The organism is Streptomyces sp. NPDC004435 (assembly GCF_042873895.1).
GTDB lineage: Bacteria > Actinomycetota > Actinomycetes > Streptomycetales > Streptomycetaceae > Streptomyces.
On record NZ_JBIAMB010000002.1, the window covers coordinates 138,980 to 151,134 of the forward strand.

The 12,155-nt window shown below is 70.7% G+C and carries 13 protein-coding genes; 5 read left to right on the forward strand and 8 right to left on the reverse strand.

The genetic code is table 11. From position 1 onward, the window contains the following. The first annotated feature begins 12 nt into the window (after positions 1-12). A complete protein-coding gene (gene metG, locus ACFYT9_RS03840) occupies positions 13-1,620 on the forward strand; it encodes a methionine--tRNA ligase (protein WP_389160756.1) in 1,608 nt (535 codons plus the stop codon). Positions 1,621-1,722: 102 nt separating this feature from the next. On the opposite strand, the gene ACFYT9_RS03845 is transcribed toward metG, so the two are convergent. From ACFYT9_RS03845 to ACFYT9_RS03865, 5 genes are all read right to left on the reverse strand, one after another. Continuing rightward, positions 1,723-3,396, reverse strand: coding sequence for an FG-GAP-like repeat-containing protein (locus tag ACFYT9_RS03845; RefSeq protein ID WP_389160757.1), 1,674 nt, complete (start codon positions 3,394-3,396; stop codon positions 1,723-1,725). 40 nt (positions 3,397-3,436) lie between these two features. After that, the gene (locus ACFYT9_RS03850; RefSeq protein ID WP_389160759.1) at positions 3,437-4,591 is read right to left on the reverse strand and encodes a transglycosylase family protein; all 1,155 of its coding nucleotides are present in this window, start codon (positions 4,589-4,591) and stop codon (positions 3,437-3,439) included. Positions 4,592-4,730: 139 nt separating this feature from the next. Then, a complete protein-coding gene (locus ACFYT9_RS03855; RefSeq protein ID WP_389160761.1) occupies positions 4,731-6,074 on the reverse strand; it encodes an FG-GAP-like repeat-containing protein in 1,344 nt (447 codons plus the stop codon). A 179-nt stretch (positions 6,075-6,253) separates the two neighbouring features. After that, a complete protein-coding gene (locus ACFYT9_RS03860; RefSeq protein WP_387278964.1) occupies positions 6,254-6,526 on the reverse strand; it encodes a hypothetical protein in 273 nt (90 codons plus the stop codon). Positions 6,527-6,591: 65 nt separating this feature from the next. Next, positions 6,592-6,795 carry a hypothetical protein gene (locus tag ACFYT9_RS03865; protein WP_389160763.1) on the reverse strand — a complete coding sequence of 68 codons (204 nt, stop codon included), beginning with the start codon at positions 6,793-6,795 and terminating at the stop codon, positions 6,592-6,594. Between the two features lie 331 nt (positions 6,796-7,126). Between ACFYT9_RS03865 and ACFYT9_RS03870 the strand changes: the two genes are divergently transcribed. Continuing rightward, positions 7,127-8,146: a LuxR C-terminal-related transcriptional regulator gene (locus tag ACFYT9_RS03870; protein WP_389160765.1), complete on the forward strand. Its 1,020-nt coding sequence runs from the start codon at positions 7,127-7,129 to the stop codon at positions 8,144-8,146. A 75-nt stretch (positions 8,147-8,221) separates the two neighbouring features. Here ACFYT9_RS03870 and ACFYT9_RS03875 read toward each other — a convergent pair whose 3' ends face one another. Further along, positions 8,222-8,563: a DoxX family protein gene (locus ACFYT9_RS03875; protein WP_389160767.1), complete on the reverse strand. Its 342-nt coding sequence runs from the start codon at positions 8,561-8,563 to the stop codon at positions 8,222-8,224. A 153-nt stretch (positions 8,564-8,716) separates the two neighbouring features. Here ACFYT9_RS03875 and ACFYT9_RS03880 point away from each other — a divergent pair, with 153 nt between their 5' ends. Next, entirely contained in the window at positions 8,717-9,220 is a 504-nt protein-coding gene (locus ACFYT9_RS03880) for a hypothetical protein (RefSeq protein WP_389160769.1), read from the forward strand. 18 nt (positions 9,221-9,238) lie between these two features. Here the strand turns inward: ACFYT9_RS03880 and ACFYT9_RS03885 are convergent, their stop codons facing one another. Continuing rightward, a complete protein-coding gene (locus ACFYT9_RS03885) occupies positions 9,239-9,451 on the reverse strand; it encodes a DUF397 domain-containing protein (protein ID WP_389160771.1) in 213 nt (70 codons plus the stop codon). After that, on the reverse strand, positions 9,448-10,290 hold the full coding sequence (locus tag ACFYT9_RS03890) for a helix-turn-helix domain-containing protein (protein WP_389160773.1): 843 nt from the start codon (positions 10,288-10,290) through the stop codon (positions 9,448-9,450). The genes ACFYT9_RS03885 and ACFYT9_RS03890 overlap by 4 nt, the downstream gene beginning before the upstream one ends. Positions 10,291-10,444: 154 nt before the next feature. On the opposite strand from ACFYT9_RS03890, the gene ACFYT9_RS03895 reads away from it, so the two are divergent. Then, entirely contained in the window at positions 10,445-10,864 is a 420-nt protein-coding gene (locus ACFYT9_RS03895) for an ATP-binding protein (RefSeq protein WP_389160775.1), read from the forward strand. Between the two features lie 381 nt (positions 10,865-11,245). Beyond that, a complete protein-coding gene (locus tag ACFYT9_RS03900) occupies positions 11,246-12,127 on the forward strand; it encodes a helix-turn-helix domain-containing protein (protein ID WP_389160777.1) in 882 nt (293 codons plus the stop codon). The last annotated feature ends 28 nt before the right edge of the window (positions 12,128-12,155 follow it).

The following is a 12,155-nucleotide window of genomic DNA, read 5'->3' on the forward strand; positions in this document are numbered from 1 at the left end:
AGGATTTCGACCATGGCGGCCACTGGATCCGAGAAGCAGGGGGCGAAGGCGTTCTACGTCACGACCCCCATCTACTACGTCAACGACGCTCCTCACCTGGGCCACGCCTACACGACCGTCGCAGGCGACGTGCTCACGCGCTGGCACCGTCAGCGCGGCGAGAAGGTGTGGTACCTCACCGGCACGGACGAGCACGGTCAGAAGATCATGCGCACGGCCGAGGCGAACAACGTCACGCCCCAGGCCTGGTGCGACAAGCTCGTCGAGGAAGCCTGGAAGCCCCTCTGGGAGCACCTGGGCATCGCGAACGACGACTTCATCCGCACCACGCAGAAGCGTCACACGGACCGCGTCCAGGAGTTCGTGCAGGACCTGTACGACAAGGACGAGATCTACAAGGGCGGCTACGAGGGCCCGTACTGCGTCGGCTGTGAGGAGTTCAAGCTCCCGGGCGATCTCATCGAGGCGGAGGACGGCACGAAGCTGTGCCCCGTCCACAAGAAGCCGGTGGAGATCCTCAAGGAGGAGAACTACTTCTTCAAGCTGAGCGAGTACGGCCCGAAGCTCCTGGAGTTCTACGAGGCGAACCCGGGCTTCATCCAGCCGGAGTCGGCCCGCAACGAGGTCGTGAACTTCGTGAAGCAGGGCCTGGACGACCTCTCCATCTCGCGCTCGACCTTCGACTGGGGCATCCCGGTCCCGTGGGACAGCGAGCACGTGATCTACGTGTGGATCGACGCGCTGCTGAACTACGCGACGGCGGTCGGCTACAACGAGAACCCGGAGAAGTTCGACGAGACCTTCCCCGCGAACGTCCACCTGATCGGCAAGGACATCCTCCGCTTCCACGCGGTGATCTGGCCGGCGATGCTGATGGCGCAGGGCCTCCCGGTGCCGGGCAGGGTCGCGGCCAACGGCTGGCTGATGGTCGGCGGCGAGAAGATGTCGAAGTCGAACCTGACCGGCATCAAGCCGCAGGACCTGACCTCGCACTTCGGCGTGGACGCGTACCGCTGGTACTTCCTCCGCGCGATCGCGTTCGGCCAGGACGGCTCGTTCTCGTGGGAGGACTTCTCCGCCCGCTACACCTCCGAGCTGGCCAACGACTACGGCAACCTCGCCTCCCGCGTGGCGGCGATGGTCGGCAAGTACTTCGGCGGCGAGCTGCCGGCCTCGGCGGCCGACGGCGACGCCGAGAAGGCGGTCCAGGAGGGTCTGGCCAAGGCCGTCGCGACGGCCGACGCCAAGATCGGCGAGGAGCTGGACTTCCAGGGCGGCATCCTGGCGGTCTTCGACTTCGTGAAGCAGGTCAACGGCTACATCACGGAGCAGGAGCCGTGGAAGGTCGCGAAGGACGAGTCGGAGGAGGGCCGGGCCCGCCTGGCGACGATCCTCTACACGGCCGCCGAGTCCCTCCGCGCCGCCGCCGTCCTCCTCAACCCGATCATGCCGGAGTCGTCCCAGAAGCTGTGGGACTCCCTCGGTGCCGAGGCCGGGCTGGGCGCCCTGGCCGCGCAGCCGGTCCAGGACGCGGCCCGCTGGGGCCAGCTCCCGGCCGGTGCGACGGTGACGAAGGGCGCGGTTCTCTTCCCGCGCCTGGAGGAGCCGAAGAAGGACTGACGTCCTCACTGACGTCCTCACCGGCGTCCGCACCGACGTCCGTACGCACGCCGTGAAGGCCGCCGCCCCTACCCGGGCGGCGGCCTTCGCCGTCAACGGCGTTCAGAAGAGCAGTTCGCCGCCCGGGTAGCCGTAGCCGATCTGGACGCGCGGCGCGTAGTACGCCGCGCCGTTGCCCTTGTACAGCCACAGGTCGTTGTCGGCGTCGCGCCCGATCAGGTCGGCCTTGCCGTCGCCGTTGACGTCACCGGGGGCGACCAGCGCGGAGTAGATCTGCCAGCCGGAGCCGATCTGGGCGCGCGGCGCGTAGGAACCGGCACCGTTGCCCTTGTAGAACCAGAGGCCGCCGCCGGTGTCCCGGCCGATCAGGTCGGCCCTGCCGTCGCCGTCGAAGTCACCGGGGGCGACGAGCGCGTCGAACATGTGCCAGCCGGTGCCGATCTGCTTGCGGGCCCCGTAGCCGTTGGCGCCGTCGCCCGGGTACAGCCACAGCGCTCCGGCGGTGTCGCGGCCGATCAGGTCGCGCTTGCCGTCGCCGTCGAAGTCACCGGGGGCGAGGAGCACGTCGTTGGCCTGCCAGCCGGTCCCGGCCTGGACACGGGTGGACCCGGAATAACCACCGGTGGCCGGGTCGGCCGGGTAGCGCCAGAGGACGCCGCTGTCGTCGGCGGCGACGAGCGTGGTGCCGTCCTGGGCCACCTTGTCCATGATTCCCCAGCCGCTGCCGACCTTGCAGGGGGCGGCGAGCTTGCCGTCGGTCTGCCCGGCGTAGCGGTAGAGGGCGCCGCTCGCGTCGCGTCGGAAGAGGCCGTCGGTGGTGCCGGCGGGGCCGCAGTCGGCCCAGGTGGCGGCGCCGCGGACCATGTCGTGGTCGGAGGCGTCGGTGACCCGGGGCAGGACGTCGCCCTTGACGTTCTTGAAGTGGGCGGAGGAGAGGAAGATGTAGTCGATCTTCCGTCGGCTGCTGCCGAAGGTGGTCTCGCCGCTGCGGCACCGGGTCGCCGTGGCGCAGGCGCTGGTGAAGTAGTCCTTGTCGGTCTCGTCGACCTCGGTGAAGGTGCCGGTCCCCGACCCGGTGGCGGGGCCGTAGAAGGTCCCGGCCATGGTGGATCCGGGAGTGTCGTTGAAGTCGCCGCCGAGGACGACGGGAAGTCCCTGTTCCTGCCAGGCGGCGGCCTGGGAGGCGAGGAACCGGGCCTCCTGGTTGCGCAGGGTGGGGTCGGCGGCCCAGTAGAGGTGGACGGAGCAGGCCCAGTTGGCACGTCCCTGGGTGTAGCTCTTCACGCAGGGGGACTTGATGGGTTCGGTCTCGCCGCCGGCGGTGAGGTCGAGCACCTTCCGCTCGGTGACGGTTCCCTTGACGAGGACGGCCATGCCGTAGTCGCCCTTGGTGCCGTCGGGGCCCTTGGCGCAGAGCGTGGATCCGGTGCCGAGCTGCACGGTGGTGGTGTAGAGCCCTTGGAAACCCTTGGGGGCGAGCCGCCGGGCGAGCTCGTCGTACTGGTAGCGGCAGACCTCCTGGAGGAAGATCTGGTCGGCGTTCCAGACGGAGCCGTTCGTCTGGTCGACGATGGTCGTGTACTTCGCCTCGTCGGTGTAGCCGAGGGCGTCGGTGCAGGGGCTGCCGCTGCCGCACATGTTGTAGCTGACGAAGCGGAGGGCGGGAGCGGTGCCGGCGGTCACGGTGTCCGCCTGGGCGGTCGGGACGCCGAGGACGAGCGCGGCGGCGCTGCCGAGGAGGGCCCCGGCGGCGCCGAGGGCTTTGCGCAGTCTCATCGTTGACTCCTGGTCGGAAGGGTGGGGGCGGGGCGCCCGGTCACCAGCTGGCGCCGATCTGCGTGCGGGAGCCGCCGTTGTAGAGGGGGCCGGCGTAGCGGTAGAGGTTGCCGGTCGCGGTCTCGACGGCGAGGAGGTCCGGGACGCCGTCCCCGGTGACGTCGCCGACGCCGGTGATGTTCGACATGGCGTCCCAGTTGACGCCGATCTTCACGCGGGAGCCGCCGTTGTAGTTCGGGCCGGAGTAGCGGTACAGGTCGCCGGTCGCCTTCTCGACCGCGAGGACGTCGGTGACGCCGTCGCCGGTGAGGTCGCCCACCGGGGCGAGGACGGACATCGAGTTCCAGGCGACGCCGATCTTCACGCGGGCGGTGCCGCCGGTGAAGTTCGGGCCCGCGTAGCGGTACAGGTCGCCGGTGGCCTTCTCGACGGCGACGAGGTCGGGGACGCCGTCGCCGGTCTGGTCGCCGACGCCGTTGACGTTGGTCATCGCGTCCCAGTTGGAGCCGACCTTGACCCGGGACCCGCCCTTGTAGGTCGGGCCGGAGTAGCGGTACAGGTCGCCGGTCGCCTTCTCGACGGCGAGGATGTCGGCCTTGCCGTCGCCGGTCTGGTCGCCGACGGCGACGAGGTCGCTCATGCCGTTCCAGCCGTAGCCGAGCTTGGTCCGCCCGCCCATGCCGACGTAGCCGGGACCGTCGTACCGGTAGAGGTCGCCGGTCTTGACCTCGACGGCGACGATGTCGGGGACGCCGTCGCCACTCAGGTCCCCCACGGAGGTGAGGTGGGCCATCTTCGTCTGCGGGGCGGCCGGTTCGGCGGGGTACGGATCGGCCGGGTCGGAGCCGAGTCCGGCCCTGGGCCCGCAGGTGGGCCAGGCACCCTCGCCCTGGGTGGCGAGGACCTTCTCGCCGATCCGGATCTGCTGCTCCTTGGTCGCCTGGTGGGGGTACGCGGCGTACGCGCCGCCGCCGAAGGCGTCCCAGGTGGACTTCAGGAACTGCAGGCCGCCGTAGTAGCCGTTGCCGGTGTTGATGGACCAGTTGCCGCCGGACTCGCACCGGGCGACCTCGTCCCAGGTGGCGACGGAGGCCGCAGAGGCGGGCGGGGCGGCGAGCAGCCCGAGGGCGAGGGCGGCGAGCGGGAGCGCGGCCAGGGCCGTACGCGGGGACGGGCGGTGCTTGCGGGTGCTCATGGAGTTCCTCTGCGGGCGGTACGGGAAGGCCCGTACGGGAGGGGAGGCGGGCGGGAAGGGGTGCGACGGGCGGGGCCGGCGGCGCGGGGCCGCCGGCCGGGGCGCGGGGTGGGGTGGGGCGCGGGGTGGGGCTCGCGGTCTACCAGCCGGAGCCGATCTCGACGGCCGAGCCGCCGTTGAAGGACGGGCCCGAGTAGCGGTAGAGCTTCTGCGTGTCGGAGCGGACGGCGATGAGGTCCGGCACCCCGTCGCCCGTGATGTCGCCGACGCCGGTGATGTTGGTCATCGCGTCCCAGTTGGTGCCGATCTGGACCTTGGTGCCGCCGTTGTAGTTCGGGCCGGAGTAGCGGTAGAGGTTGCCGGTGGACTTCTCGACCGCGATGATCTCCGCGACGCCGTCACCGGTGAGGTCGCCGACGCCGACGAGGGTCGACATCGAGTTCCAGGCGTTGCCGATCTGGACGCGGCCGCCGCCGACGTAGTTGGGGCCGGAGTAGCGGTAGAGGTTGCCGTTCGACTTCTCGACCGCGATGATCTCCGGCACCCCGTCGCCGGTGAGGTCGCCGACGCCGGTGATGTTGGTCATCGCGTCCCAGTTGGAGCCGATCTTCACGCGGGCGCCGCCGTTGTAGTTCGGACCGGGGTAGCGGTAGAGGTCTCCGGTGGCCTTCTCGACGGCGATGACGTCGGCGACGCCGTCGCCCGTCACGTCCCCGGTGCCGACGATGGTGGACATGGTGTTCCAGCCGTTGCCGATCTTGGTGCGGGCGGCCATGCCGACGTAGCCGGGGCCGCTGTAGCGGTAGAGGTCCCCGGTCGCGGACTCGACGGCGATGATGTCGGTGACTCCGTCGCCGGTGAGGTCCCCCACGGCGGTCACGTTGGTCATGCCCTTGTCGACGGGTGCGTCCACGATCCGCTTGTACCGGAGCGCCTTGTAGTCGCCGTTCGGGTGGCTGTCCCAGGTGGCCGCGTTGATGGAGACGCCCGTGACGTGCTTCACCGGCGTCGAACCGAAGGAGTAGTAGGAGAACTTGGTCTTGGCGGCGTCCTCCCACTTGTCGAAGAGGAAGACGTGGTCGTAGTAGCTGTTGAGGATGTCTCCGGGCTTGAGGTCGCTGCGCGGTATCTCGTAGGTGTCCGCGCTGTCCTCGAGCGTCCGGGTACTGAGGCTGGTGGTCAGGTGCCAGGCCATCGAGACGTAACCGGAGCAGTCGGTGCGGTAGTTCTTGCCGTCTGAGTCCGGGTACGTGGCGCCCTGGTTGTACGGGATGGACTTGCCGAGCCAGTGCTTGGCGCGCTGGATGACCTCGTCGCGGGTGATCGAGCCGCCGACCGAGGAGTCGGCCGCGACCGCGGCGACCGCCGTCGTGGCGGCGAGGCCGGCCGGGGCTGCGGCCTGGGCGGGGGTGGTGACGCCGAGGACGACGGCGGCGAGGGCGGCCGCGGAGGTGAGGGAGAGGACGCGGGCACGGGTGTTCATCAGGGCTCCTGGGGCGCGAGGACGAGCATGCCTGAAGTGGGCATGACAGAAAACGGGGTGGCGTGCACCCCGACGGGAAAGGGAGTCGGAGAAGGAGGAGGCGTGAGGACGACCGGAAGGCCGCGGAGAACCCGGAGACCGCCCCGCGCCCTTACGGCACCGACGGGCCCCGGCGGGACCTAGCGGGCGATGCCGCCGGTGAGACCGTGCCGGGCGAACGGCTCCCGCACGCGTTCCAGCAGTACCTCGGCGGACCGGATGGCGGCCTCGTCAGAGGATGCGTTCAGGAAGAGGACGACGTCCAGGCCGTCGGGTAGTTGGCGGCTCCGGACGTGTTCCAGACCGTCGGCGGGGACGGCGTGTGCCCAGAGCAGGTCGTGGATCAGGCTGGGGAGCGCGGCGCGGCGGGGGCCACCCTCGGGTCCCTTCAGCAGGACACAGACCATGCGCATGGGAGGACTCTCGGAACGACGTCGAGGGGGGGGAGGAAGAACGGTCAGGGGACGGCCGGATCCGGTCAGTCCCAGCCGATGGTGTCCGAGGAGGCCGCGAGCGGCGTCCCGCCCGCCGGGGTCGAGTCCCAACCGATGGTGTCGGCGGGAGCCGCGACGCCCACGCCCGCCGGAACGGCGTCCCAGCCGATCGTCTCCCCGGTGGCGAAGCCGGCGAGGGCGAGGGCGAGGGCGGCAGTGGCGAGGGAGCGGCGGACGGACGTGAACACGGGGTTTCCTCTCGAGCGGAGCACCACGGACGGCGCGGAATCGAAGCGGACCGACTCCTCGGGGAGGCCGGTCCGGTCTGCTCCGGGCGCCTCCCTTTCGGTGACACCATCCTGTTCGCCCGCCCCCCTCGGGTGAAGGGATTCCCTGCGTCACCTAAGTGCCTGGCACCAAGGTGCCGCACCCCGGCTCCCGCCGGGTGGCCATGACATGGCATCAAGGTGACGCGCTCGGCCGCCCGGAGGTTCGCTTCATCCGGGGGATGGCCGGCCCGAACCGAACGCGTTCTAAAATGGGTCCCATCGGGGTGGTGCCACTGGGGGGTGGGCGATCATGCAGGACACTTACGGCCTTGAGCTGCTGGGACTCGGACCGGACCAGGAAGCGGTCTACCAGAGCCTGCTGAACTGCGGACTGGCCGGCGAAGCGGTCGGCGTCGTCCGGCTGGCCGAGCGGCTCGGCATCACGGAGTGCCGAGTTCGCGAATGCCTGGACGACCTGGTCGACCTGGAGCTGCTGCGACCCTCGCGGGACGCGCCCGGCATGCTCCGCGCGGTCAGCCCGGAGACCGGCTTCGACTCCATCCTGCGCCGCCAGGAGGCCGAACTCCTGCGGCGCCAGCAGGAACTGGCCCGCAGCAAGGAGGCGGTGGCCCGTACGGTCGCCGCCTACGCCGCCGACCGGCCCGACACCGGCCTCGACGGCGCCGAACGGCTCGTCGGCCTCGACGCCATCCAGTCCCGCCTGGAGAGCCTCGCCCGGGATCTCACCAAGGAGTGCTGCTCCATCGAACCCGGCGGCGCCCAGTCCCCGGCCAGCCTCGCCGCGGCCCGCCCTCTGGACGAGCGCGCCCTCGCCCGAGGGGTGGCCCTTCGGACGATCTACCAGGACAGCGCCCGCAACGACCCGGCGACCTTCGCCTACGCCCGCTGGCACACCGAGAACGGCGGGCAGATCCGCACCTGCCCGGAGACCCCTCCGCGGATGCTCGTCTTCGACCGCCGGGTCGCCGTCGTCCCCATCGACCCGGCCAACACCCGGCTCGGCGCGCTCTGCACCAGCGCCCCCGGCATCGTCACGCCCCTCCTCGCCCTCTTCGAGCAGACCTGGGAGATGGCCGTCCCGCTCGGCGCCGACCGACGCGCCGGCCACGACGCCACTGACGGCCTCTCCCCCGCCGAGAGCGCCCTGCTGAAACTGCTGGCCTCCGGCATGACGGACGAGGCCGCGGGCAAGCGCCTCGGCGTCTCCCTGCGGACCGTACGCCGCCAGATGGCCGCCCTGATGGAACGCCTCGACGCGACGAGCCGCTTCGAGGCGGGCCTCAAAGCGGCTCAGCGCGGCTGGCTCTGACCCCGTCACGCCCGCCGCGGACGACTCCGATCGCCGCGAAGGCCGCCGCCCCGCCCGGGCCGGCGGCCTTCGCCGTCAGCGGACCAGGACCAGCGCGGCCGCGGCGGGCGCCATGTAGATCAGCGGGAAGGGCACGTGCCCGTACGCCTTCGCCCGTACGACGGTGATCACCGCGCCCGCGAAGTACACCACCAGGCCGACCGCCGCCAGGGTCCCGACCACCGGCACCCAGAACCCCGCGACGAGCCCCGCGGCCCCCGCCAGCTTGAGCACCCCGAGCCCGTTCCACCACGCCCGCGGCACGCCGTAGGCAGCGAGCGGCTCCACGACGAACTTCGCCCGGAAGAGCACCGAGGCGCCCGAGAAAGCCGCCATGAACGCGGCGACGGCGGTGACGACGGTGGCGGTGGTGGACATCGGGACTCCTCCGGTCGTGGCCCCCGTGAGGAGCCGTACACCGGAGTGACGGAGCGGACGGCGAGGGTGTGACACCGAAGGCGAGGAAGTCGAACTCACGATTCATGTAAACAAGAGTTCCCAAGACTCCGGTCGGTAAACTACAGTTGTCACATGACGTTCTCGGAGCAGCTTCCAGCGGAAGAACTGACCAGCCTCGAATCGGCGCTCCACGAGGCCCTGAACCCCCTCGCCGCCGCCCTCCGCGCCCACACGACCGGGCAGCCCGAAGAGCACATGTGGCGGGGCGAGCCGGTGGACATCGCGCTCTCCGTCCTCGCCGCCTGGAAGGTGGTCGACCAGGAGGTCAAGCGCCTCACCGCCGTCGCCGCCGGCACGGCCGGTTCGTACGGCGCGAGCTACGAGCAGCTGGGCGCCGTCTGGGGCATCACCCGCCAGGGCGCCCGCAAGAAATGGCCGGACGCGGTGTCCCGCCCGACCCCCGGCACCACCACTCTCGCCCTCTTCGGCGGCCACGCGGAGCTCTCCCCCTCCGCCGACACCTGGACGTGGACGGCCACGGCGGCCGACGGCACCAGAAACGACAGGGCCGCCGCCTCAACGAAAGAGGAGGCGGCGGCCCTGGCGGGCGCGTTCCTGAAGGACCACGCCCGCTGAAACCCGACGGGTTCCGAGTCAGCCGTCACCGCGCGCGAACCCGACGAACCCGGCCCACGCCGCCGACGAGAGGACGAGCTGGGGCAGGCCGGTGTCCTTGGAGTCCCGGACGCGGACGGCGGCGGGGGTGGTGGCGACCTCGACGCACGACTCACCGTTGTTGCCGCCGCTGTAGCTGCTCTTGAACCAGGCCAGCTCCGAGGCGCCCCCAGCAGGGGTGTTGCGGATCATGTCTCTCCCAGCAGTTGCTCGATGAGGGCCAGCGACTCCCCTGGCGGAAGTGCCTGCGCTCGGATGGTCCCATACTGCAGCTCAAGGATGCGGATCTGCTTCGGGTCGGAAACCGTACGGCCGTTGAACGCACCCTCGGAGCGCCCCACCGCCGTCCCGTCCGCGAACTTCAGCAGCTCGATCCGGCCGTCCAGCCCGGAGTGGATCTCCCGCTGCGTCGGCATCACCTGGAGCGTCACCTGGCGCATGCGGCCCACCTCCACCAGACGTTCGAGCTGCCTTCGCCACACCGGGGTGCCTCCGAGGGGTCGCCGCAGAGGCCCCTCCTCCAGCACGAAACTCAGGGCAGGCGCGGGATCTCGCTCGAAGACGGATTGCCGAGACAAGCGGGCAGCGACCATACGATCCACGTCGCCCTGCGAATAGGGAGGCTGAGCCGCCTCGATCGCGGCTCGGGCGTGCTCCGGCGTCTGGAGCAACCCGGGGACGAGGTTGCACTCGTAGACGCCGATCTCCACCGCCTTGCCCTCCATCTGCGCCAAGGCACGCACCTTCTTCGGGTACCGGACCTTCGCGACGTCGTCCTTCATCGCCGACAGCAGCCCATCCGCCCGCAGCACCCCGTCCGCCTTGTCCAGGTACTCGGGGCGAGGGATCCGCTTCCCGCCCTCGATCTTGTAGACGAGGTCCTCGCCGTAGCCGAGCGCATCCCCGAACTCGGCGGCGCTCATGCCCACCGATTCACGCCGCAAGCGCAGTTGGCGACCCACCGTGGCGACGACGGCGACACCCCACTCGTCGTCCGGATCGACTTCCCAACCGCTGTCCTCAGCCGACATCCCGCACCCCTCCGCATGTCCTGTGTGGCCGCAACCCCCTACCCGCCACGGGGTCCCCGACAGACCGGACAGCAGTGGACAAGCCCCGGACAGTCACCCTACGTATCGGCGGAGTGACTGTTCACGCTAGCCGCACGCGGCCACGCTCGGTGATGTGAACCGAGAGAAAGCAGCCCTCCAACTGGCCGCCCCCGAAGTGCAGTTCGACATCCAGCTCTCCTCGACTCCGCGAGGCGCGCGGCTCGCCAGACTCCTGGCGGTCGAGTGGCTGCGCCCCCGCCAGGACATCCCTTACGACGTCACCGAGGCCGCCGCGCAGATCATCGCCGAGCTGACGGCGAACGCGGTGACGCACGGCAGGGTCGCCGGCCGGGACTTCCGTCTCGCGCTCGCCGCACTCCCCGGGGTGCTACGGATCGAGGTCAGCGACACACGAGGGAGCGACCTCCCCGAAGCCCATTCGGGACGCGGCCTGTTGCTGGTGGAGGAGCTGGCGGATCGCTGGGGCATCGCGCCGGGACCCGTACCCCGCAAGACGGTGTGGGCGGAACTCGATCACCCTTCTGACCTGTGATGTTCTCCCGCCCCACCGGAGCCCGACCGACCGGGCTCCGGTGAGCCGGACGCCGCCGGAGCGGGCGGCAAAAAGACAAAGAACCGGGGGAAAGAACTCCCACCCACCCACCCTCGCGCGGGCGTGGGAGCGCGGTCACCCACGAGAGTGAATATGCCAACTGATGGCGTTTCGGGGTGGGTTGGTTGGTCTAGTGTCAGCGCCATACCAACCGTTCGCAGAAATGCGTCGGCCCCCGCCGGGATTGCAGTCCCAGTGCGAGGGCCTACCAACAAGGAAGCTCAAACCTTCCCGATGGATACCCGACAGCCTAGTCGGCGGCCGCGCCCCGCGTCCCGCTCACAGCCCAAGAACCACTCTTCCCGGCGTACTTCCGGCGGTGTGTGCCACGAGCGGACCCGCCTCACCCGCAACTTCACGGTCCTCGACAACGCTCTGCTCCAGCACAAGGGGCTGGACGGCGTCGCGATCGGCGTCGGCGCCTACATCGCGTCGCTGCCCGAGGGCACCCCCGTGGACATCAAGACCCTCTCGACCGAGCTCGACCTCGGCAGGACGACCGTCGCGAAGGCCCTGAACGCCCTGGAAGCCCACGGCTACCTGCGCCGTACGGTCATCCGCACCCCCGACGGCCGCGTCGCGACGCACACGGTCTTCTGTCACCGCCCGGGCCAGAACCGGGCTCCAGGGGCAGAGAGGCCGGCCCGACGCAGCAGGCCCACCCCGCCGCCGGACCCGGACCCGGCCCCCTCGTCGCCAGGCTCGGAGCCCACCCCGCCCCCGACCTCGCGGCCCGCACCACCACCCCGCCGCCCCCTCCCTCCCGTCCCCCGCCCCGGCTTCCCGGCCCGCGAACTCCTCCGCTCCGCCCTCCACGTCCTCATCGGACTGCGCGAGACGGACCCCCGCCTGTACTGCTCGGAGGCCGACGCCGACTACCTCACCCCCGGCGTGGCCGCCTGGCTCGAACGCGGCGCCTCACCGGAGACCATCCGCCACGCCCTGACCAACGACCTCCCCACCCCCCTCCACCATCCCGCCGCCCTCCTGGCCCACCGCCTGGCCACTCACCTCCCCCCAGCGCCCCCACTCACCGCCCCACCCCCGACTCCCGGCCCCGCTCGCCCCCACCCCCTCCACTACTGCGAACCCTGCGACATCTGCTTCCGAGCCCCCGACTCCACCCCCTGCCCGACCTGCGGCAACCCCGACACCATCCCCGCCCTCTCCCCCCACCGCGGCCAACTCCCCTCTCGTTGCTGACGAAAAGACCGGCATGACAGCATGTCCA